General features: G+C 63.6%; 20 protein-coding genes. 5 read left to right on the plus strand and 15 right to left on the minus strand.

What is annotated here, in order from left to right:
* Positions 1-11 precede the first annotated feature (11 nt).
* The 7 genes from gspG to U5A65_RS04540 all read right to left on the minus strand — a co-directional run bounded on the left by gspG (position 12) and on the right by U5A65_RS04540 (position 5984).
* Positions 12-476, minus strand: coding sequence for a type II secretion system major pseudopilin GspG (gspG, locus tag U5A65_RS04510; protein ID WP_321945588.1), 465 nt, complete (start codon positions 474-476; stop codon positions 12-14).
* Positions 477-685: 209 nt separating this feature from the next.
* Positions 686-1501 (minus strand): IclR family transcriptional regulator, encoded by an 816-nt coding sequence (locus U5A65_RS04515; protein WP_321912027.1) that lies wholly within the window; start codon positions 1499-1501, stop codon positions 686-688.
* A 54-nt stretch (positions 1502-1555) separates the two neighbouring features.
* On the minus strand, positions 1556-2284 hold the full coding sequence (locus U5A65_RS04520; RefSeq protein WP_321912026.1) for an SDR family NAD(P)-dependent oxidoreductase: 729 nt from the start codon (positions 2282-2284) through the stop codon (positions 1556-1558).
* 27 nt (positions 2285-2311) lie between these two features.
* Positions 2312-3613 carry an MFS transporter gene (locus tag U5A65_RS04525; RefSeq protein WP_321945589.1) on the minus strand — a complete coding sequence of 434 codons (1302 nt, stop codon included), beginning with the start codon at positions 3611-3613 and terminating at the stop codon, positions 2312-2314.
* Positions 3614-3665: 52 nt separating this feature from the next.
* Positions 3666-4403: an SDR family NAD(P)-dependent oxidoreductase gene (locus U5A65_RS04530; RefSeq protein ID WP_321945590.1), complete on the minus strand. Its 738-nt coding sequence runs from the start codon at positions 4401-4403 to the stop codon at positions 3666-3668.
* Positions 4400-4921, minus strand: coding sequence for a 2,4'-dihydroxyacetophenone dioxygenase family protein (locus U5A65_RS04535; RefSeq protein WP_133181145.1), 522 nt, complete (start codon positions 4919-4921; stop codon positions 4400-4402). The genes U5A65_RS04530 and U5A65_RS04535 overlap by 4 nt, the downstream gene beginning before the upstream one ends.
* Positions 4922-5048: 127 nt before the next feature.
* Entirely contained in the window at positions 5049-5984 is a 936-nt protein-coding gene (locus U5A65_RS04540; RefSeq protein ID WP_321945591.1) for a LysR family transcriptional regulator, read from the minus strand.
* Between the two features lie 174 nt (positions 5985-6158).
* Here U5A65_RS04540 and U5A65_RS04545 point away from each other — a divergent pair, with 174 nt between their 5' ends.
* Positions 6159-7298, plus strand: coding sequence for an iron-containing alcohol dehydrogenase (locus tag U5A65_RS04545; RefSeq protein WP_321934724.1), 1140 nt, complete (start codon positions 6159-6161; stop codon positions 7296-7298).
* Positions 7299-7320: 22 nt separating this feature from the next.
* Here U5A65_RS04545 and U5A65_RS04550 read toward each other — a convergent pair whose 3' ends face one another.
* The 4 genes from U5A65_RS04550 to U5A65_RS04565 are packed head-to-tail and all read right to left on the minus strand — an operon-like array spanning position 7321 to position 10887.
* Positions 7321-7743, minus strand: a complete 423-nt coding sequence (locus tag U5A65_RS04550) for an SRPBCC family protein (RefSeq protein WP_321945592.1) — start codon at positions 7741-7743, stop codon at positions 7321-7323.
* 18 nt (positions 7744-7761) lie between these two features.
* Positions 7762-8760, minus strand: a complete 999-nt coding sequence (locus tag U5A65_RS04555; protein WP_321945593.1) for an aldo/keto reductase — start codon at positions 8758-8760, stop codon at positions 7762-7764.
* 43 nt (positions 8761-8803) lie between these two features.
* Positions 8804-9610 (minus strand): 2,5-didehydrogluconate reductase DkgB, encoded by an 807-nt coding sequence (gene dkgB, locus U5A65_RS04560; protein WP_321945594.1) that lies wholly within the window; start codon positions 9608-9610, stop codon positions 8804-8806.
* 53 nt (positions 9611-9663) lie between these two features.
* Entirely contained in the window at positions 9664-10887 is a 1224-nt protein-coding gene (locus U5A65_RS04565; protein ID WP_321945595.1) for an MFS transporter, read from the minus strand.
* Between the two features lie 110 nt (positions 10888-10997).
* On the opposite strand from U5A65_RS04565, the gene U5A65_RS04570 reads away from it, so the two are divergent.
* The gene (locus U5A65_RS04570) at positions 10998-11921 is read left to right on the plus strand and encodes a LysR substrate-binding domain-containing protein (RefSeq protein WP_321912012.1); all 924 of its coding nucleotides are present in this window, start codon (positions 10998-11000) and stop codon (positions 11919-11921) included.
* 13 nt (positions 11922-11934) lie between these two features.
* Here the strand turns inward: U5A65_RS04570 and U5A65_RS04575 are convergent, their stop codons facing one another.
* On the minus strand, positions 11935-12849 hold the full coding sequence (locus U5A65_RS04575) for a LysR family transcriptional regulator (RefSeq protein ID WP_321945596.1): 915 nt from the start codon (positions 12847-12849) through the stop codon (positions 11935-11937).
* 125 nt (positions 12850-12974) lie between these two features.
* Here U5A65_RS04575 and U5A65_RS04580 point away from each other — a divergent pair, with 125 nt between their 5' ends.
* Both U5A65_RS04580 and U5A65_RS04585 read left to right on the plus strand, forming a co-directional pair.
* On the plus strand, positions 12975-13727 hold the full coding sequence (locus U5A65_RS04580) for an SDR family oxidoreductase (RefSeq protein ID WP_321934729.1): 753 nt from the start codon (positions 12975-12977) through the stop codon (positions 13725-13727).
* Positions 13728-13767: 40 nt separating this feature from the next.
* Positions 13768-14673 carry an SDR family oxidoreductase gene (locus U5A65_RS04585; protein ID WP_321945597.1) on the plus strand — a complete coding sequence of 302 codons (906 nt, stop codon included), beginning with the start codon at positions 13768-13770 and terminating at the stop codon, positions 14671-14673.
* A 22-nt stretch (positions 14674-14695) separates the two neighbouring features.
* Here the strand turns inward: U5A65_RS04585 and U5A65_RS04590 are convergent, their stop codons facing one another.
* The 3 genes from U5A65_RS04590 to U5A65_RS04600 all read right to left on the minus strand — a co-directional run bounded on the left by U5A65_RS04590 (position 14696) and on the right by U5A65_RS04600 (position 19886).
* Positions 14696-17446, minus strand: a complete 2751-nt coding sequence (locus tag U5A65_RS04590; protein WP_321945598.1) for an EAL domain-containing protein — start codon at positions 17444-17446, stop codon at positions 14696-14698.
* Between the two features lie 8 nt (positions 17447-17454).
* Positions 17455-18237, minus strand: a complete 783-nt coding sequence (locus U5A65_RS04595; protein ID WP_321912001.1) for a substrate-binding periplasmic protein — start codon at positions 18235-18237, stop codon at positions 17455-17457.
* A 296-nt stretch (positions 18238-18533) separates the two neighbouring features.
* Positions 18534-19886 carry an MFS transporter gene (locus U5A65_RS04600; RefSeq protein WP_321945599.1) on the minus strand — a complete coding sequence of 451 codons (1353 nt, stop codon included), beginning with the start codon at positions 19884-19886 and terminating at the stop codon, positions 18534-18536.
* A 354-nt stretch (positions 19887-20240) separates the two neighbouring features.
* On the opposite strand from U5A65_RS04600, the gene U5A65_RS04605 reads away from it, so the two are divergent.
* Positions 20241-22025 carry an IlvD/Edd family dehydratase gene (locus U5A65_RS04605; protein WP_321911996.1) on the plus strand — a complete coding sequence of 595 codons (1785 nt, stop codon included), beginning with the start codon at positions 20241-20243 and terminating at the stop codon, positions 22023-22025.
* Positions 22026-22042 lie beyond the last annotated feature (17 nt).

The raw sequence follows: 22042 nt of genomic DNA on the forward strand, positions 1-22042 counted from the left end.
TGACGACGCAACTATTCCCATGAGCCCACGTCGGTGTCGTCGCCTTCGCCGCCTTGCCTGGCGTCCTGACCGTAGCTGAACACATCGATCTCACCATGCACGCCCGGATTGAGATACTGATAGGGATTGCCCCAGGGATCGTCTGGTAAGCGCGCAAGATAGCCGCCTTCCTTCCAGACGCCTGGCGTGGGATCGGTGTTGGACTTTTCAATCAGCGCACGCAGGCCTTGCGCCTGGGTCGGATAGCGGCCGTTGTCGCGACGATAGCTATCCAGGGCTTGCATGATGGTGGCAATGTCCTGTTTCGCGAGTGTATGCCTCGCTTCCTCCGGCCTCGTCATGGTCTTTGAGACGAACAGCACGGTTAACAGCACTGGAAGCGTAACCGCGACCGCGATCCGGACTAGCGTGGTCCCTCGTCGGGAGCGGCTTTGCTGAGTTGCGATTCCCGAGCGTCTTTCGTTTTCTGCTTGCATATCTTGCTAAGCCTGTTCAAATGGATTGTTCGGGCGCGATATGAGTGTGCAGACAGCTCTGGTCACCCCAGACGCTCATTGTAATGGCATAGCCGACGACCGCGGGAACACGTACCCGGCCCACACGCTTCGGGCAGGCAAAATATTCAGGCAATGCCGACGAGCGGCGTGTGCAAGAGGCGAAGCAGGCGAGCCCGGCGACTAATGCACTAACGCGTGGCAATGGGGCCAAGCCGCGCGGCAATCGTGCGGCACGCGGCGAGCAGCGGTTCGATGTAGCTGCGTTGCGCGTCTTCCTGGCGGCGAAACATCGGCATGCTGACGCTCACGCAGCCCACGGCCTGGCCATCGGCGCCGAGAATCGCCGCGCCGTAACACCAGATCGATTGCTCGTTTTCTTCGCGGTCTTCGGCATAGCCGCGTTGCGCCGTGAGTTCGATCTCGTCGCGAATCGCGTCGAGGTCCGTCATCGTATGTTCGGTGAAGCGCACGCGCGGCGCCTGCGCAAGCAGCGGCTCGCGCTCGGCAGGCGTGAGCGTGGCGAGCCACGCTTTGCCAACCGAACTCGACGTGATCGCCACGCGCGTGCCGATACGCGAGGCCATGCGCACGGCGTGCGGACTTTCGAGCTTTTCGATGTACACCATCGCGCCGTCGCTGGGCACGGCGAGATGCACCGTTTCCGAGGTGGTGTTGCGCAGCTCCATGAGGGCGTCGACGGCGGCGATGCGCAGGTCGGAGCGCTCCCAGCTGCGGCTTGCGAGATTCACGAGACGCGGCCCGAGCGCGAAGGTATTGCCGCCGCCCACGGCTGCGACGAGCCCTTCGGCCTGCAGCGCTGCGACGATGCGATGCACGGTCGGGCGCGGATAGCCGCTCGCGGCCACTAGCTTCGCGATGTTCGGCGGCGTGCTGGCGTCGGCAATGAGCTGAAGCACGGCGATGAATTTCGAAAAGGCAGCCGTGCCGGCAACGCCCTTGGCGTCGCCGGGTTGGGAGGAGGCGGGAGAATCTGTGGTCGACATCGGAAAGCTTGCGGGCACCATGTGTGGCGCCATTATGCCCGCAATTTCAGGCGATCAGGCGCACAGATAGCCGCCGTCCACGGGCACGATCGCGCCCGTCATGAACGAAGCGGCGGGCGAGCACAGAAACGCGGCGACGTTCGCGACTTCCTCGGGCTGGCCCCAGCGCTTCATCGGCGTGCGCTCGAGTATGCCCTGCGAGCGGCCGCCGTCGTCTTGCAGCGCCTGGGTGAGCGGCGTGGCGATCCAGCCGGGCGCAACCGCGTTCACGCGGATGTTGTCGGGCGCATAGGCGATGGCGAGCGAGCGCGTGAGCTGCGCCACGCCGCCCTTGCTGGCGCTATAGGCCGGCACGAGCCCGCCACCGAAAAAGCTCAGCATGGAGGCCGTATTGACGATGCAGCCAGACGACGCCTTGAGCAATTCGCGCGCGCTCGCGCACACGCGCATGGTGCCGTTGAGATTGATGTCGAGCACGCGCTCGAACGCCTCGATCTGGTGCTCTTCGCCGCGGCTGATCACGCCCGCGCAGTTCACGACGATATCGAGCCGCTCGAAACCGCCAATCAGCCGCGTGACGTCTTCCGTCGAACGCACGTCGAGCGCGGCGCGCTGCACGCCGGCATCGAGCGCGTCGGGCGTGCCGGCGGGAGGCGGCAGGCCCGCGGCCGTCGTGCGCGCGCCGAGTTGGGCGAGCCGGTTGGCAATGGCCGCGCCGATGCCGGAGTGGCCGCCGGTCACGAGCGCGACCTTGCCCGCGAGAAAGTTGTCCTTGAATGTCATGATGCGTAGTGCGAATGAATGAGTGAATCAGGTGAGTTGGGTAGCGGCCGCCTGGCGCTCGCCTTCGGAGGCGACTTCCCTGACGACGAAGAGATAGACGAACGCGGCGGCAAACGCGACGGCTGCGCTGATGAGCAGGGCGTTCACGAACGAATGCGTCTGGTCCACCACGATGCCGGTGATGACCGGCGCAAACGAGCCGCCGAAATAGCCGCCAAAGTTCTGCATGCTGCCAAGCGACGCCACGAGATGGCGGGGGGCCGCCACGCTCACGAGCGCCCAGGCCGCGCCGCTCGACATGTTCACGAAGAACATCGCAACGGAAACATAGGTAATGGCGAGCGCGGTGCTCGGCGTGTAGGCGGCGGGGACGGTGAAGGCCGCCGCGCCGATCAGGCCGACACACAGCGGCCACTTGCGGCTGCGGATGGGCGCCATGCCGCGCTTGAGCAGGTAGTCGGAAATAAAGCCGCTGCTCGCCATGCCGATCGTGCCGAACACATAGGGAATGGCGACGAGCCAGCCCGTATGCGCGATGGAAATGTGACGCTCCTTCTCCAGATAACCCGGCAGCCAGGTGAGATAGAGCCACACCATGTAGATCACGCCCATGAAGCCGAAGATCATGCCCCACGTATTGCGCTGCTTGAGCAGCATGCCCCACTCGGCGAAACTCAGCGCACTCTTTTTCGGCGCTTCGGTGGCGCCGTCTTCGAGCCAGGCGGTTTCTTCGGCTGTGAGCGTGACCTGGTCGCGGTTGCGATAGACCACATACCAGCCGATCGCGACGAGCACGCCCAGCACGCCCATGATGATGAACATCGGACGCCAGCCGAACGTGAGCATCAGCACGGTGAGGAGTGGCGGCGCGATCATCGGCGCGATGGTCGAGGAAGATACGAACGTACCGGTTGGCGCGCCGCGTTCGCGCACGGCAAACCATTCGTGTATGACCTTGGCGCCCGCCGGAAAGAGCGGCGCTTCGGCAATGCCCAGCACTACGCGCGCCGCGAGAAAGTGATTGATCGTCTGGATGAACCCGCCCGTGACCTGCGCCAGCGACCACACCAGCATGCCGAGCCCGAGCATCACGCGCGAGCCGAAACGGTCGAGCATAGCGCCCACCGGCAATTGCGCGAACGCATAGGCGAGCGAGAATGCCGAAAGCAGCAAGCCCATTTGCGAAGCGTTCAGATGCAGTTCCTCCGCCACCGAATGATTGGCGATGGAAAGCGTGCTGCGGTCCAGATAATTCACGATGCCCGCTATCGTCAGAAAGGCGATGGCTATCGTCTGTGTGCGTTTAAGCCGTTGCGATTTTTTGATCATGGCGTGTCTCCTTTTGGCTGTTATCGTGTGTGTGGGGGGGGCGGCTCGTACGCTAGTACGTTGCACGGCCGCCGGAAAGATCGAATGTCGCACCGGTGCTGAACGTACAGGAATCCGAACAAAGCCAGAGCGCGAGATCGGCAACCTCGTCGACGGTTCCGAGGCGCCCGAGCGGGCTTTTGTCGATCATCGTCTGCACGTGGGCGGGCGACATCTGCGCGAGCAACGGCGTTTCCACGGCAGCGGGCGCAATGCCATTCACAAGAATGCCCGTTTGCGCGAGTTCCTTGCCGAGCGATTTGGTGAGTGCGATCACGCCGGCCTTCGCCGCGCTGTACGCGGACGCGTTCGGCGTGCCTTCCTTGCCGGCAAGCGAGGCGACATTGACGATCCGCCCCGAACCCGCGCGGCGCATGGCGGGAACGACGTATCGGCAAACGTGATAGGTGCCCACCAGATTCACGTCGACAATGCGTTGCCATTCGGCGGGATCGTAGGCGTCGAGGGGCACGGTCGAGCCGGCGAAGCCCGCGTTGTTCACGAGATAGTCGATGCGCCCGAATTCAGCGAGTGTGGCGGCGAGCGCCGCTTCGATCGTCTCCGGGCGCGTGACGTCGGCTTCGATATGACGCGGCGCATCTTGCGCATCGAGCGAGCCGGGCACGCGGTCCCAGTTGACCGTGCGCGCGCCGCCGCGCGCGAACGCATTGCAGATCGCGCGGCCGATGCCGCCCGCCGCGCCGGTCACGACGGCCACGCGTCCCGTGAAATCATACTGGGCGCGGCTCATCGAATGAACTGGTCCACGTAGTCCTCGCCAAGACCCACAGCCGCGTAATGCTTGCGGCACATGTCGATCTTCGTGAACACGTCTTCGTAACCCGTGTAGTTGCCCCACGGATCGCAATAGAACATCACGCCGTTCACCTGGAAGTAGGTGATCATTTCCTCGACGTCTTCCGGCACGTAGAGCGTGTGCGTTTCGCCGGGCGGCTCGAACACGTAGCTGCCTTCGGTCGCTTCCCAGTCGTGCTCCAGATAGCGCCAGCGCCCCTTGAGCACCATGCCGTGAACGGCCTGCGGATGCCGGTGCCTGCTCAGGACACCTGACTTACGCACGCGCAGCAAGTTCATCCAGTAGCCCTGTGCCGTGTTCAGGCACAACGGGCGGAACCATACGTTCTCGGCCTGGGGCACCCACACGCGCTCGTCGGTGGGAATGGCGTGGGGAATGACGATTTCCTGCTGCGCTTCCTTGGGGAACGGAAGCTGATACGGCGTCATGGGGGAATAGGTTTTGTCCGTCATCAGTTGCCCTTGTATGTCCACAATATGGACGTTAAGTCCACGATATGGTTCATTGTGCGGGAGGGATTTGATTTAGGTCAATGCCAGGGTTTCCCCGGGTTCGGTCGTCGCGCACTCAGAAGCGCGCTCAGAATTCGATGCCCTGCTTGTCGCACAGCGTCTCGATGAGCAGCCGTGCCGTGGGCGAGAGCGGCGCGCCTTTGCGCGTGACGAGTTCATAGGGTTCGCTGCGCGAAGCGAGGCGCAGCGGGAGGATGCAGGCCATCTCCTGGCTGGCGAAGAACTGCGCGACGTCGATGGACACCAGCGCGACGAACGACGGATTGCCCTGTAGCAACGCGAGCGTGGCGAACGCGGAGGTTGTTTCGAGCAGGTGCATGGGAAAGCGGATTTCGGCCTCGCGAAACTCGCGTTCGAGCAATAGCCGCATTGGCATGTTCGCGCGGTAGACCACCCAGCGGTACTTCTCCATGTCCTTGAGCGCGAGCTTCTTCGCGCGGCGCAACGGATGCCGCACGTTGGCGATCACCGCGAGCGTTTCGTCCTGAAGCTTGACGCTCTCGTAGTGCCGCGGCGTCTGGCTGACCGTGGTGCGGCAGATCGCCAGGTCGAGCCTGCCTGCGTCGATCTGGCTGAGGAGCGCCGCGCTCGTGTCTTCGACTATTTCAACCGACATTTCCGGATGCGCCGCAATCAGCGTGGAAATCGCCTCGGTGAGCAGCGGCACCGCGCCCATGATGACGCCAACCGCCACACGCCCGCCACGCCCGCGCGAAAGTCCGACCAGTTCCTCGCGCAAATGAGTGAGGTCGGTATGGATCAGGCGTGCATAGCGGATCGCGCAGTGTCCGGCTTCGGTGGGCTCGAGCCCACGATTGGTGCGGTTGAAAAGCGGCGTGCCAAACGTGGTTTCGATCTCCTGCAGCGCTTTGCTCGCACCTGGCTGGGTGAGTGCGACCTGCTGCGCCGCTTTCAGCAGCGAGCCGTGATCGCCCAACGCGATCAGGAGACGGAGCTGCTTCACATGAAGGCGGGAGATGATCGAATTGAGCGACGGGGTCATGGGGTTGAGGAAAAGTTATAGCTATATCAAATCTTCTCAATTACCGCGTAATGGGCGTCTCCCTATACTGGCCCGAAACAATAGCACTATGCGGCCGAAATGCGGTAATCAAATTGCAGTCTCGAGAGCTTGCTGCCGCAATGGCTGAATTCACTATAACTGAAGCTCAATCCTATGTCCCTCATCAACTACGTCACGCAGATCCAGTTCGAATTTGGCGCCATCCGTCTGCTCAAGGACGAATGCGCACGCGTGGGCATCAGCCGGCCGTTGATCGTCACGGACAAGGGCGTGCGCGCAGCGGGGATCATCGATAGCGTCCTTGGTGCACTGGAAGGCGTTGCGAGCGCAACGATCTATGACGGCACACCGTCCAATCCGAATGAGGCGGCGGTGCGTGAGGCCGTAGCGGCCTACCGCGCCGGCGAGTGCGACGGCATTGTCGCCGTTGGCGGCGGCTCGGCAATCGACCTCGCAAAAGGCGTGGCCGTTTGCGCAACGCACGAAGGGCCATTGCAGCGCTTCGCGGTGATTGAAGGCGGAGCGGCGAATATCACGTCGAAGACCGCCCCGGTTATCGCGGTGCCGACGACAGCGGGCACCGGTAGCGAAGTGGGGCGCGGCGCGATCCTGATTCTCGACGATGGCCGCAAGGTCGGCGTAATCTCGCCTTATGTCGTGCCGCGTGTGGCGATTTGCGATCCCGAACTCACGCTGGGTTTGCCGCCGGTCTTGACGGCGGCGACGGGCATGGACGCCATTGCCCATTGCATGGAGACCTTTCTCGCGCCCGCCTTCAATCCGCCCGCTGACGGCATTGCGCTAGACGGATTGTGGCGCGCGTGGCGCCATATCGAGCGAGCAACGCGCGACGGCGGCGACCGCGTCGCGCGCCTGAACATGATGAGCGCCTCGATGCAGGGCGCGCTGGCGTTCCAGAAGGGCCTGGGGTGCGTGCACAGTCTGAGTCACTCGCTCGGCGGCATCAATCCGCGCTTGCATCATGGCACGCTGAACGCCATCTTTCTGCCGGCGGTGCTGCGGTTCAACGAGCCAGCGCCTTCGGTGCGCGACGAAGGCAAGCTCGACCGTCTGGCGACGGCGATGGGGTTGGGCAGCGGCGCCGAAGTGGCGAACGCGGTACGCACGATGACCGAACGGCTCGGTTTGCCGACCGGCCTCGCGCAGCTTGGCGTGCATGCTGGGATGTTCCCCGAGATCATCAAGGGCGCGCTCAAGGATCACAGCCACAAGACCAATCCGCGCGAGGCCTCGGAAGCCGATTACCGCGCCATGCTCGAATCGTCGATGTAACGCGGCGCGCCTTTGGTCGCGCTCAGGCGCGCGCCTCGGCTAGCGTCTTGAGGCGATCGAGTCCAGCACGGTACAGCACCTCGTAGTGCCCGACGAGCGACGCGGCCTGGTGCGCATCGCGCGGCTCGAACCGGCTCGCCCAGGTGACGGCCGTTGTGTCCGCATCGATTCGCCGTGCGCAAAGCGTCGCCACATAATCCGAAACCGGATCGGGGCCTTCGACGATCGCGTAGCGATAGAACCTTTCCGTTGCGCTGTGCTCGAGCAGGGCTTCGACGATGATCGCGCCGCCCATGGCTTCGAGGTGGCGAATGCGGCCGCCGTCCGAAAGCCGCGACGAACGCACGAACTCGAGCCACGCGGGGAGACCGTTGAAATCGCCGAGCATCGCCCAGACCGATTCGACGGGTGCGCCGATTTCGATAGATACGCTAACGTTGGCCATGGTTGGCAGCTCCATGCGTTAGTTCTGCGGGGTCGGCGCGTTCGCGCTGATCACGCCTGCCGATTTGAGTTCGTCCCAAAGCGCGGCGGGAATCGTGCAATTTGCGAGCGCGCGATTTTCCGCAATACGCTCGGGGCGGCTCGCACCGGGAATCACGCCTGCCACCGCAGGGTGAGCAAGCGAGAACGCTAGCGCAACCGCGCGAATATCCACGCCGTAACGCAAACACATTGCCTTGATCTGCTCGACGCGATCGATCATCGCTTGCGGCGCTTTCTGATATTCGTAATGCGTGCCGCCCGCGAGCAGGCCGGAATTATAAGGACCGCCAACGATAATGCCGAGTCCGCGCGCCTGAGCCGCGGGCATCAGCTTTTCGAGCGCGCCGGCATGATCGAGCAGCGTGTAACGGCCGGCGAGCAGGAAGCCGTCGGGGTCGGCGCGCTCGATCGCCAGTTCGCATGGCTCGACGCGGTTCACGCCGAGTCCCCACGCCTTGATCACGCCCTCTTCGCGCAGGCGCGTGAGCGCCTTCGCCGCGCCCGACATCGCGATGTCGAATACGTCGCGCCATGCTTCGCCGTGGAAATCGACTGCCGGATCGTGAATCCAGACGTAGTCGAGATGGTCGGTGCGCAAACGCTTGAGACTGTCTTCGATCGAGCGCAGCGTGCCGGCTTCGGTGTAGTCGTAGACGATGCGGTTCGGCAGGCCGTGCTCGAACAGCCCGCCTTTTTCGCCGAGGTCGCGCGCCGTGGTGGACTCCACTTCGTCCAGAATGAGACGGCCTACCTTGGTGCCCAGCACATACTCATTGCGCGGGTGGCGCGCGAGTGCCTCACCGAGGCGCAGTTCTGCGAGCCCTGCGCCATAGAGCGGGGCTGCGTCGAAATAGCGAATGCCGTTTTGCCAGGCGGCCTCAACGGTGGCGAGCGCTTCCTCTTCGGGAATCTCGCGGTACATGTTGCCGAGCGGAGCCGTGCCAAAGCCGATCCGCGAGGGAATGGTGATACGCATGGGTGTTCCTTCGTATTGCAAAACGTGTTGTTTCAATCCCGCTTCAATCCCACTGTGCAGCGAGGCCTTCGGGGCTCACTTCCCGGCCGTTGCGTTCGAGCGCGGCGATCTGCGCCATGTCTTCGTTCGTGAGTTCCAGCGTTTGCGCGAGCAGGTTGCTGGCGAGGTTTTCGCGCTTCGTCGAAGAGGGAATGACCGAGTAGCCAAGGCGCAGCGCCCAGGCGAGCGCCACTTGCGCGGGCGTGGCGTGGCGTCGGTCGGCAATCGCGCGGATCACGGGGTCGCCGAGCACCTTGCCGTAGGCGAGGGTCATATAGGAGGTCACGTGAATGCCTTCTTGCTGGAGGAAGCCAACGAGCTTGCGATTCTGCAGATACGGGCTCAACTCGATCTGGTTGGTCGCGATGTTTTCCTTGCCGGCCACGGCAATGGCCTGCTTCGTGAGTTCGATATTGAAGTTGGAAATACCGATCTGTTTCGTCAACCCTTGTGATTTCGCTTCGGCCAGTGCGCTCATGAATTCTTCCAGCGACACGCCGTTGTTGGGCGCGGGCCAGTGAATCAGCGTGAGATCGACTTCATTGGTGCGCAGCTTCTTCAGGCTTTCCTTCAGGCTCGGAACCAGCTTGTCACGCGAGTAATTGTCGACCCAGATCTTGGTCGTGAGAAAGAGTTCGTCGCGCGCGATGCCGGAAGCGGCGATCGCTTCGCCCACTTCGGCTTCGTTGCCATAGATCTGCGCGGTGTCGATGGCGCGGTAGCCGACTTCGAGGCCGTTGCGCACGGAGTCGATGACAACTTGCCCTTGCAGGCGGAACGTGCCAAGACCGAATCCGGGAATCTGGCTCATGATGCTTTCCTTAAAAAAGTGACTAATTGGGTTACCTGAGCACTAACAATGAATTAACGTGCGCGCCGTTTCACGACGATCTGCACGACGACGAGCGCAACGCCGCCCAGTGCGATGAGCGCCCCCACGATCGGCACCGCGCCGTAGCCGAAACCAGCGGACAGCGCAGCACTGCCCGCTGCGGCGCCCAGCGCGTTGCCGAGATTGAACGCGCCGACGTTGACGGAGGAGGCGAGCCCCGGCGCATCGTGAGCGGCGCGCATCACGCGCATTTGCAGCGGCGGCACGACCGCGAAGGTCGCGACACCCCAGACGAGCAGTGCCGCAGCCGCGCCCACATGCGTAGCGGCGAGCGCCGGAAACGCCAGCATCACGACGATCAACAGCGCGAGAAAACCGAGCAGCGTGCCGTCGAGCGAGCGGTCGGCGAGACGCCCGCCCGCCGCGTTGCCGATCGAAAAGCCCACGCCGATCAGCACGAGCATGGCGGTCACGAAGCCGGGCGTCGCGCCCGTGAGATGCGTGAGCGTGGGCGTGACATAGGTGTAGAGCGTGAACATCGCGCCTGCGCCGAGCACCGTGGTCGCGAGCGCGCCGAGCACCACCGGGCGCGTGAGCACGGCGAGTTCGGCGCGCAGGTTGGGCATGTCGCCCGCTTCGCCTTTGGGTAGCGCGGCCCACAAGCCTGCAATGGCGAGCGCGCCGAGCCCGGCGGTCGCGGCGAACGACATGCGCCAGCCAATGGTCTCGCCGAGCCACGTGGCCGCCGGCACACCGCCGATGTTCGCGATGGTGAGGCCCATGAACATCGTCGCAACGGCGCTTGCCTGGCGCTCGCGCGGCACGAAACTCGCGGCCACCACCGAGCCAATGCCAAAGAACGCGCCGTGATTCAGGCTCGTGACGAGCCGCGCGAGCAGCAGCGTGGTGTAGTCGGGGGCGATGGCGGAAAGCAGGTTGCCGAGCGTGAAGATGCCCATCAGCGCCATGAGCGCGGTGCGCCGCGGCCAGCGGGCGAGCGCGAGCGTCATGAGCGGCGCGCCCACCATCACGCCGATCGCATAGGCGCTGATCAGCATGCCCGCGCTGGGGATCGACACATGCACGCCTTCGGCGATTACGGGCAACAGGCCCATCGGCGAGAATTCGGTCGTGCCGATGCCAAACGCGCCAACGGCAAGGGCCAGAAGCGGCAGCGCCGCGCCGCTGCGCGCAGGCGGGTTGGCGGCGCGCTGAGGGCGGGCCGTGGCGGGTAGACTGAGGTCGCGTTCGAGCATGACGTCGTGCCTTGATGGGCAATGGCAAGTTGGGATCGCTGCATTGTGCGGGTTTTACTTTTGACGAAAAACTGGTCTATAAACCAAAGTGTTTTGATTTCAAATCAAGAATGAAGATCACTCTGGATGAACTGCAGGCCTTTGCCACGGTGGTGGACAGCGGCTCCATCACGGCGGCGGCACAACAACTGGATCTCACGGTGTCCGCCACGAGCCGGACGCTCGCGCGGCTCGAAGAAAAGCTCAAGACGACCTTGTTGCGCAGAACCACGCGGCGGCTCGAGCTAACGGAAGAGGGCAAGGCCTTTCTGCACAACGCGCGAGCCATCATCGCGCAGGTGGAGGGCGCCGAGGAGCAGATGCTTGCGCGGCGCGAGATGCCGGCGGGGCGATTGCGCGTGGATGCGGCGTCGCCTTTCATGCTCCATGTGATCGTGCCGCTCGTGCAGGGCTATCGCGAGCGCTATGCGCAGGTGGAACTGGAGTTGAACAGCAATGAGGGCATTATCGATTTGCTGGAGCGGCGCACCGATGTGGCGATCCGCATTGGGCGGCTCAAGGACTCCACGCTACATAGCCGCCTGGTCGGCAATAGCCGCATACGGGTGCTCGCGAGCCCGCAGTATCTGGCGGCACACGGGCGGCCCGCGCGTGTGGAGGACTTGAGCAGGCACACGCTGCTCGGCTTCACTCAGCCCGAAGCGCTCAACGTCTGGCCGCTCACGGGCGCCGATGGCGAGCCGCTGCGCATCGAGCCCGATGTGTGGTCGTCGAGCGGCGAGACCTTGCGGCAACTCGCGCTCGCGGGCGTGGGTATCGTGTGCCTTTCGGACTTCATGACGGCGCAGGACCGCGCGAACGGCAGCCTCGTGCAGGTGCTCGCGCGCCAGACACAGGACGTGCGGCAGCCTATTCACGCCGTGTATTACCGCAACACGGCGATCTCGGCGCGCATTGTGTCGTTCGTCGATTATCTGGTCGAGGCCGTGCGCGCTACGGAGTTCGGCGGCCCGGCGCCGCGCCGGGGCGCATAAAGGAATTCAGGCGTTAGCGCGGTTTCAGAACCGTCGTCATATATTCCGTCGCGAATTCGATCAACGCCTGCACGCGCAACGGCAGCCGCCTTTGCAGCGGATAGACGATTTGCGCGGCGAGCGGTTTCGCCTGCCATTTCGGCAATACCCGCACGAGGCGGCCTGAGATCAGATCCTCCTCGATCAGCCATTCCGGCAACACGGCGAGGCCCAGCCCCATGCGTGCGGCCTCGCGCATGCTCGTCACCCCTTCCGAAATCATCACGGGCTCGATCTGCAGCGTATGCGTGGCGGCCCCCGAATACAGCGTGACATCTCTCGAACCGCCGAATTGCCGCCTCGAAAGTGCGATCCACGGTAAGGCCTGGAGACTTTCCGGCTTGCTGGCGAGCTTGTGATCCTTCAGGAAGGCAGGCGAGGCAACCGGATAGCGCCGGATCTCGCCGAGCGTGCGCGCAACGACGCGATCGTCGGTGAGCGCGCCCGCGACGATACCGGCGTCGCAGCCCTCTTCGATCATGTGCAGCGGTCGGTTCGAGTACGCCAACTCCATTCTCACCGCCGGGTGCGCCTGGATAAAACTGCTGATCATGCGGCTCACCACGGACTGGCCGAAGTCGATCGTGGAGAACACGCGGATATTGCCGCTCAGCGCGCTCTGGTCGCGTCGCATGCGCTGCTCGGACTCCTCGGCTAGCGCGAGCAGCGCCTGCGCGTCGGCGAGGAACTGGTGGCCCGTTTCCGTGAGGCTCATGCGGTGTGTGTCGCGCCGCAGCAGCGCCGCGCCGCACTGATCTTCGAGCGAACGCAACTGGCGGCTCAGCGTGGGCTGGCTCAGGTTCAGCTTGCGCGCCGCTGCGGAGATGCTGCCGCTTTCCACGATGGAAACGAACGCCTGCAGCAGACTGAGGTCGTTGAAGATGGTCATACGCTGGAAGCATAACCGATATGCTGGCTATGCGGCTACCGTGGAATGCTGCCTGGCGGGAAGATGCACCCATCGCATCACGTTGCACCGCGTTACATCCCGCCCAACCGAAACGGAGCATCACCATGAGCACGCAAGCCAACACCCCCAAAGTCGCAATCGTTACCGGCGCTTCTCGCGGTATCGGCGCATCCATCGCCAAACGCCTCGCGAGCGAGGGCATCGCAGTCGTCGTCAACTACGCCGGCCGCGCGGCGGACGCCAACGCGGTCGTGGAGGAAATCAAGGCAGCCGGCGGCCGCGCCGCGGCGATTCAGGCAGACGTGGCCGTGCCTGCCCAGGTGGCCGCGATGTTCGACCAGGCCATTACGCTCTTTGGCGGCGTGGATATCCTCGTGAACAACGCGGGCGTCATGCAGCCGGGCCTCGTCAATCTGGCCGATACCGACGACGCGCTGTTCGACCGGCTCGTCGCGATCAACCTCAAGGGCACCTTCAATACGCTGCGCATTGCCGCGAAGAAGCTGCGCCAGGACGGCCGCATCGTCAACTTTTCGAGCAGCATCCAGGCGCTCGCGCTGCCGGGCTACTCGGTCTACGCCGCCACCAAGGCCGCCGTGGAGACGATGACGAACATCTTCGCCAAGGAACTGCGCGGCCGCAATATCACCGTGAACGCGGTGGCCCCCGGACCGACCGCGACCGAATTGTTCCTGAAGGACAAGACGCCCGAGCAGATCGAGCGCCTTGCGAAGATGCCGCCGCTCGAGCGGCTCGGCCAGGCGGACGACATCGCGGAGGTGGTCTCGTTTCTCGTTGGCAGCGGCGCAAGCTGGATCGACGGTCAAACGATACGCGTGAACGGCGGCATTGTTTGATGTCCTGATCATAATTTTCACGATGAACAAGGAGCCCATCATGAAGAAAGTCATTGTCGTTACCGGCGCATCCAGCGGGTTTGGCCGCCTTGCCGCCGAAGCACTCGCCCACGCGGGTCATACCGTCTACGCGTCCATGCGCGCGACGACCGGGCGCAACGCCCCGGTCGTCGAGCAGATGGCGGTATTCTCGCGGCACAACGGCGTGGATCTGCGCACCGTCGAACTCGACGTGCAGTCGCAGCCGTCCGTGGACGAGGGCATCGCCCGCGTGATCGCCGAAAGCGGGCATATCGACGTCATCGTCCACAACGCGGGTCACATGGCCTTCGGGCCGGCCGAAGCGTTCAGTCCGGAGCAGTATGCGCACTTGTACGATATCAACGTGCTAGGTACGCAGCGGGTGAACCGCGCGGTGCTGCCGCACATGCGCGAGCGGCGCGAGGGTCTCGTGGTGTGGGTGTCGAGCAGCAGTTCCGCAGGCGGCACGCCGCCTTACCTCGCGCCGTATTTTGCAGCGAAGGCCGCCATGGACGCGATTGCCGTTCAGTATGCGCGAGAGCTTTCGCGCTGGGGCATTGAAACGTCGATCATCGTGCCGGGCGCCTTTACCTCGGGCACGAATCACTTTTCGCATGCGGGCAGTCCGGACGACAAGGGCGTGGTCGCGGCGTATGAAGCGGGCCCTTATGCCGGGTTCGGCGAGCAGATCCAGAAAGCGTTCGCCGCCATCGTGCCGCGGGAGGCCGACGCGGGCCTCGTGGCCGAGGCGATTGTCGAAGCGGTCGATGCGCCCTTTGGGAAGCGGCCGTTCCGCGTGCATGTCGATCCGACCCAGGACGGTGCGGACGTCGGCTTCGCGGTACTGGACCGCGTGAGAGCGGAGATGTTGCACCGCGTGGGCATGTCCGATCTGCTCGTGCCGCGCCAGCGTGGCACAACCTAAGATGAAAAGCGGCGTGGCGCGTCTACTCCGTGACGCACTGCGGCGCTTCGAGTCCGCGCAACGCCGTTTCGAACGCTTCGACAGGAACCGGGCGGCAGAAGAGATAGCCCTGATACGCGTAACATCCGGCCGAGGCGAGGAAGGCGCGTTGCTCCTCGGTTTCCACGCCTTCGGCGATCACGCCGAGGCCCAGGCTGTGCGCGAGCGCTACGATGGTTCGCGCGATCACGGCGTCGTTCGGGTCGATGAGGACATCGCGCACGAATGAGCGGTCGATTTTCAGCTGGTCGAGCGGCAGGCGCTTCAAATACGCGAGCGACGAATAGCCGGTGCCGAAGTCGTCGAGCGCAAAGACGATGCCGTCCGTCTTCAGCGCTTCCATTTTCTCGATGATCTCCTGCACGTTGTCGACCAGCACGCTTTCCGTCAACTCGAGCTTGAGCCGGTCTGCTCGCGCGCCGGTTTGTTCGAGCGTGGCTCGCACGCTTTCCACGAAGTCCGGTTGGTGAAGCTGCTGCACGCTGACGTTGACCGCGATCGTGAGATGCTCGGTGTCGGGCTGCGCGGCCCAGCGCGCCAGTTGGGTGCAGGCTGCGCGCAGAACCCAACTGCCCAACTCGGCAATGAGCCCGGTTTCTTCGGCCACCGGAATGAAATCGGCCGGGTACACGAGCCCGCGTGCGGGATGACGCCAGCGCACCAGCGCCTCGACGCCGGTTACGCGGTCGCGGTCGATCTGCATCTGGTAGTGCAGCACGAACTGTTCGTTTTCGATCGCTTCGCGCAGCGCCGCCTCGAGCGCGGCACGCTCCACCACGACGGTTTGCATGTCGGGGTCGAAGAGGCGCACCGCGTTGCGTCCGCGTTCCTTGGACTTGTACATGGCGAGATCGGCCTGCTTCATGAGGTCGTCCGTCGATGCCTGGAAGCCCTTGAATACCGTCGCACCAATACTGGCCGTGCTGCGGTAGTCGATATCGTCGAGTCGATAAGGATTGCCGAGCACTGAGAGAATTCGCGCTCCCAGGGCCTCGGTCTGGCGGGCCGCTTCACAGGGAACGGGATTCAGATTGCCCACCACGACGACGAACTCGTCGCCGCCCACGCGCGCCACGGTGTCGCCTGCCGGGATGCTCGCCGCGAGGCGTTTGGCCACTTCCTGCAGCAGCAGGTCGCCCTTGTCGTGGCCCAGCGTGTCGTTGAGCGTCTTGAAGTGGTCCAGATCGATGAACAGCAGGGCGCCGCTCGTGCCGTTCCTCGCGCTCTCGGTAATGGCGTCCTTCAGGTTGTCAAGCAGCAGCGTGCGATTGGGCAGGCCGGTAAGCGCGTCGTAAAAGGCCAGTTCCTTGATGCGCTGGTCGGCGATCTTGCGCTCGGTGATGTCGCGCCCGCTCGTGCGGAAACCGATGAAATCGCCCTTGGAGTCGGTAATCGGCACCCACGAAGCGGAGAGCCACATGAGCGAGCCATCCTTGCGCACGCAACGAAACTCCAGGTTGTCGCCGCGCGAGCCCAGTTGCGCGCCGCGAAACTCGGGGGCGACGTAGGAGGCGTCGTCCGGATAGATCACCGTGCAGGCAAAATCGCTCATGGCCATGCATTCTTCGACGGTATAGCCGATGTACTGCTCCACCGCCGAGTTGATCCAGCGCGGCTTGCCTTCCGGCGACCACCAGATTTCCCAGTTGACGGTGCAGTCGGCAATGGCACGGAATTTTTCCTCGCTTTCGCGCAGTTCCTTCGTCATCGACGAGGCCAGCCGCAGCGCGCGGCTGCGGCCCGTCATCATGAGGCGCGTGAGCAGCGCGAGCAGCAGGCTTAGGCCCGTGCCGGTGATGGCGATGAGCGTGGCCGCGTCGCGGCCGAAGCGCGCCTTGAAACCGTCGCGCGCCATCAGCTTGAGCATCCAGTCGTGTCCGCAAACGACGAGATATTCGGTCGCCGAGAGCTCGCCGGGCACGTGATGAGGGGTAGCGCCGGACGTTTTGTAGAGCAGCGCGTCCGGCGACGATTCCACGCCGTCGTAGATCGAAACCGAGAGGCCGGGCGGCTCCTCGCCGTAAAGACTGGCAATGACGTCGTGCATGCGAAAGGACGCGTACACCCAGCCAACGAGCTGCGCCTGGCGGTCGGTGGCGTTTTCCGGCGCCTGCTGGCCGCGTGCATAGACCGGCATGTACATCACGAAGCCGGGGTCGGCGCCAGGATCGGTGTCCACCGAAAGGCGCACCTTGCCGGAAATGGTTGCCATGCCGGTGTCGCGCGCCTGCTCCATGGCGCGCCGGCGCACCGGGTCGGCCCATGCGTCGAAACCGGGCGCCGCGCGATTGGCGCCGATGTACGGCTCGCGCTGAATGATGGGGGCGTAGTTTTCGCGTGCGCCATCGGGCTCGATCGCGTAGCCGGGCAGGCCGCGCTGTTGCATGGCCGCGATATGCGCCGCCTTTTGCGTTTGCGGCACCCACGCGATGATGCCGATCGCCTGGATGCCGGAAAAGTTGGCGTCGAGATTGAGTGTGTTGACGTAAGCCCGGAATGCGTCGCGGTCGACTTCGCCGCTCGCGGCAAAGAGGCTCTGCACGCCGCGCAGCAAAAGCTCGTACGTGCCCATGCGCTGTTCGATGCGGCTCACGACGTCGCCGAGCGAAAAGTCGAACTGCGTAAGCAGTTCGTGGCGGGCCGCTTCACGCTCGTGGTTCCAGAGCGCCCATGTCACGCCGAGGGCGGCGCAGAGAACCAGTAGCGGGAGCAGAACGAGGCGCGTCCGGGTCATGGTGGCGTCTAGAAGGGGACCATCGAGTCGGCGAGGTCGGGCTTGAAGTATTTCGTGAAGATGCGTCGCACCGTGCCGTCGGCGATCATTTCGTTGACGAGGGCGCGCCACTTGTCCCGCTCTTCGGGCGAGAGTGCCTTCTTCGACATGATGAGTCCATGCGGAATGGGTGGATCGTCGAACTCCACGATATTGGTCACGCTCCGGATCTTCGCTTCATCGATAGCCGGATAATCGAACGGCTCGATGATCATTCCCTGAATGCGCCCGAGAATCAGCGCCTGGTAAAGCGGCTCGAGGCCCCCGGCCTGACTCACGCGGTTTTCGGCGGAGAGCGAGTCGACGAGGCGATTGGCCGACGCGCTGTAGCGGAAACTGCGAATCACACCGAGCTGGAACTTGTCGTTGTGCTCGAAATCGGCCAGTTGGTGGATGCCCGAATCCTTGCGAACCAGCAGATAGTACTTGTTGCTGAAGTACCAGGCAAAATCGGCGTATTGATTGCGCTCTTCGTTCGCAATACCCGAAAGACTGAAATCGAGCGCACCCGACTCGATGAGTTTCCAGATGCGCGCGCGCGACATCAGGCTCACGCGGATCTGGCAGCCGCTGCGCCGCGCCAATGCGTCGGCGAAGTCCTTGTCGATGCCCGTGTCCGTGTCGACCGAGTAGAGCAGCCCGTGATCGTGTAAGGCGAGCGTAAATGAGCGCGAGCAGTCGGGGCCCGCGGCAACCGCGGTGCCAAGACAACCGAGCGCCAGCAGCAGGCCCCCAAGGCAGTGTCGAATCACAGCGTCTCCATGGCTTGATGGTGGCCCGATCGTGGTGTATCGGGCGGAAAGCAGTCTTCACGGCTTAACGGCAGCGTGCTGAAATTCTTTAGGCACTTCGCATTGTTTATTTTTGACGTTTTTTGTGCAAGCGCTGGGATGGTCACGCGGGCAATCGCTCGTATTGGCCGGGCCGCGGAGGCGCAAAAAAAGCGCCGGCACAAGGCCGGCGCAATTTGCAAAAAAGGGATCGTGTAAGGAAGGCGCAGCCAGATGGTGGCCTTCGCAACGGACGATCTAGCTGAATTGCATAAGGCTCAGTTCTCCTCCACCGGATCGCGGTTCAGCATGCTCTTCGGAATCGACAGAATGAGCACGCAGCTCACGAGCAAGCAGGCGCCCAGCGCATAGGTGCCGTTATTGATGTCGCCGGTCAGGTCCTTCGCCACACTGGTGATCATGGAGCCCGTGAAGCCCGACAGATTGCCGACCGAGTTGATGAGCGCAATACCGGCCGCCGCTGCGGTGCCCGAGAGAATCTGCCCCGGGAACGTCCAGTAGATCGGCATGAGCCCAAGGATCGCGCAGGTGGCAATCGTCAGGAATACGATCGAAAGCGCCACGTTGTGCGCGAACAGTGCGCTCAGAATCAGGCCGACGCCGCCAATACAAGCCGGAATGGCCGCATGCAGCCGGCGCTCGCCCGTCTTGCGGGAGTGCGATGCATTCCAGATCATGGCGACCACTGCGCTGAGATAGGGAATGGCGGTCAGCAAGCCAATATTGAACGTGCTCTTCACGCCGGAAGCCTTGATGATCGAAGGCAGCCAGAATGCCAGGCCATAGAAGCCGGTATTGAAGGTGAGAAGAATGAACGTCAACAGCCAGACGCGCGGGCTTTTCAGCGCTGCTACGGCGCTGTGCGTTTTCTTCCCGCTTTCCTGTTCGAGATTCTTTTGCAGAACGGCTTTTTCGGCGGCGCTCAGCCATTTCGCCGACTGAATGCCGTCGCCCATGCGCGCCAGCACTACGAAGGCGACGAGGATCGAAGGAATGCCTTCGAGCAACAGCATCCATTGCCAGCCGCCCAGGCCGAACAGGCCATGCGTGTTTTCCATGAGCCACCCCGAGACGATCCCGCCAAGCGTGAGGCTCACCGGAATGGCGATCAGGAATCCCGACATCGCGACGCTCTGGCGGCGCGCCGGGAACCAGTAGTTCAGGTACAGAATGATGCCGGGGAAAAAGCCCGCTTCGCACACGCCGAGCAGAAACCGCAGGATGTAGAACATCGTCGAGGTTTGCACGTGAAAGACGCTCGCGAGCGGCGCGATAAAGGCGAGCGACGAAGAAACGATGCCCCACGTCACCATGATGCGCGCGATCCAGAAACGCGCGCCATAGCGGTGCAGCAGCAGGTTGCTCGGCATTTCGAAGAGGAAGTATCCCCAGAAGAAAATGCTCGCGCCCACGGCGTACACGCTGTCGCTCAGGCCCAGCGAATCCAGCATCTGCAGCTTGGCAAAGCCGACGTTCACGCGGTCCAGGTAGGCGACGACGTAGCACAGAAGCAAAAGCGGCAAGATGCGCTTCAATACCTTGCGGTACAAGAGGTCTTCGGCTTCATTGACGGCGGACGGCGAGTCCGCAATCTGGGTCAGGGTTGGCATGGGATGTGTCTCCTTTCACATATGCCTTTGAACGGTCCCGCAGCAGGGGAGGCTATTTCCACGTCGTTCGTGGTGTGTTTGCTGGATCTCTGTGCTGGCAGTGAACAGCACGCTATTTGTTATCGGTAACACTGCGGGCGCTAAATTAGCACGGCTGCGGGTGCCAGGGCAAGTCGGGCGAGTGCGCTGAGGGCCTCCGGCGCGTTGCCGCAACCGGGAAAACGCGTGGTCTGTCCTGGTGCACAGCGCGACCACAAAGTGCTAAGATCCAGAAATGTTACCGATAACAAATCGGCGCGAACGCATCTATGCGCCCGCGACATCGTCGAGACAAGGAATAACGGAGTGAGTGATATGACCCAGCCCAACGCACGGCGCCTGCGCAGCCAGGAATGGTTCGACGATCCGGCCCATGCGGACATGACCGCGCTTTATGTCGAGCGTTTCATGAACTACGGTCTGACCCGCGAAGAACTGCAATCGGGCCGCCCCATCATCGGCATCGCACAAACGGGGAGCGATCTCGCTCCCTGCAATCGCCACCATATCGAGCTTGCTGCCCGCACGAAGGCGGGCATTCGCGACGCGGGCGGCATCCCGATGGAATTTCCGGTGCATCCGCTCGCCGAGCAGAGCCGCCGGCCCACGGCGGCGCTCGACCGCAATCTGGCGTATCTCGGTCTCGTCGAGATTCTTCACGGTTTCCCGCTCGACGGCGTCGTGCTGACCACGGGCTGCGACAAGACCACGCCCGCGTGCCTGATGGCCGCGGCAACCGTCGATATGCCCGCCATCGTGCTGTCGGGCGGCCCGATGCTCGACGGCTGGCATAACGGCCAGCGCGTCGGCTCGGGCACCGTGATCTGGCATGCGCGCAACCTGCTGGCGGCCGGTGAAATCGACTATGAGGGCTTCATGGAACTGACGACGGCTTCGTCGCCTTCCATCGGCCATTGCAACACCATGGGCACGGCGTTGTCGATGAACAGCCTCGCCGAAGCGCTGGGCATGTCGCTGCCCGGTTGCGCCAGCATTCCGGCGGCCTACCGCGAGCGCGGCCAGATGGCGTACGCAACGGGCAAGCGCATTGTCGACCTCGTGCGCTACGACATGCGGCCTTCGCGCATCATGACGAAAGAGGCGTTCGAGAACGCCATCGTCGTGGCCTCCGCGCTGGGCGCCTCGACCAATTGTCCGCCGCACCTCATCGCCATCGCGCGGCACATGGGTATCGAGCTGAGCCTTGAAGACTGGCAGCGCGTGGGCGAGCAGGTGCCGCTCATCGTGAACTGCATGCCGGCGGGCGAATTTCTCGGCGAAAGCTTTCACCGCGCGGGCGGCGTGCCCGGCGTGCTGCGCGAACTCGACCGCGCGGGCCTCGTGCACCGCGACTGCCTCACGGTGTCGGGCCGAACCATTGGCGCGATTGCCGACAGCACGCCCGAGCCCGATCGCGAAGTCATCAAGACAACTGAAGATCCGCTCAAGCATGGCGCCGGCTTCATGGTGCTCTCGGGCAACTTCTTCGACAGTGCGATCATGAAGATGTCCGTGGTTGGCGACGCCTTCCGTCAGACCTATTTGAGCGAGCCGGGCGCGGAGAATACGTTCGAGGCGCGCGCGATCGTGTTCGACGGTCCGGAGGACTACCACGCGCGCATCAACGACCCGTCGCTCGAAATCGACCAGCACTGCATTCTCGTGATTCGCGGCACGGGCACGGTGGGCTATCCGGGCAGCGCCGAAGTGGTGAACATGGCGCCGCCGGCGGAACTGGTGCGCCAGGGCATCACGTCGCTCCCAACGCTGGGCGACGGCCGCCAGAGCGGCACGTCGGCCAGCCCGTCCATCTTGAACATGTCGCCCGAGGCGGCGGTGGGCGGCGGCCTCGCGCTGCTGCAAACGGGCGACCGCATTCGCGTCGACCTGAACGCGCGCAGCGTGAACGTGCTCGTCGACGAGGCCGAGCTTGCGCGCCGCCGCGAAACCGCGCACTTCGAGGTTCCGCCTGCACAAACGCCCTGGCAGGAGCTGTATCGCAAGACGGTGGGGCAACTGTCCACGGGCGGCTGCCTCGAACCCGCCACGCTTTATCTGAAAGTCATTGCCGAGCGCGGCAACCCGCGCCATTCACACTAAATAACGGACATTAAACT

Source organism: Paraburkholderia sp. J10-1 (assembly GCF_905220165.1).
Classification (GTDB): domain Bacteria; phylum Pseudomonadota; class Gammaproteobacteria; order Burkholderiales; family Burkholderiaceae; genus Paraburkholderia.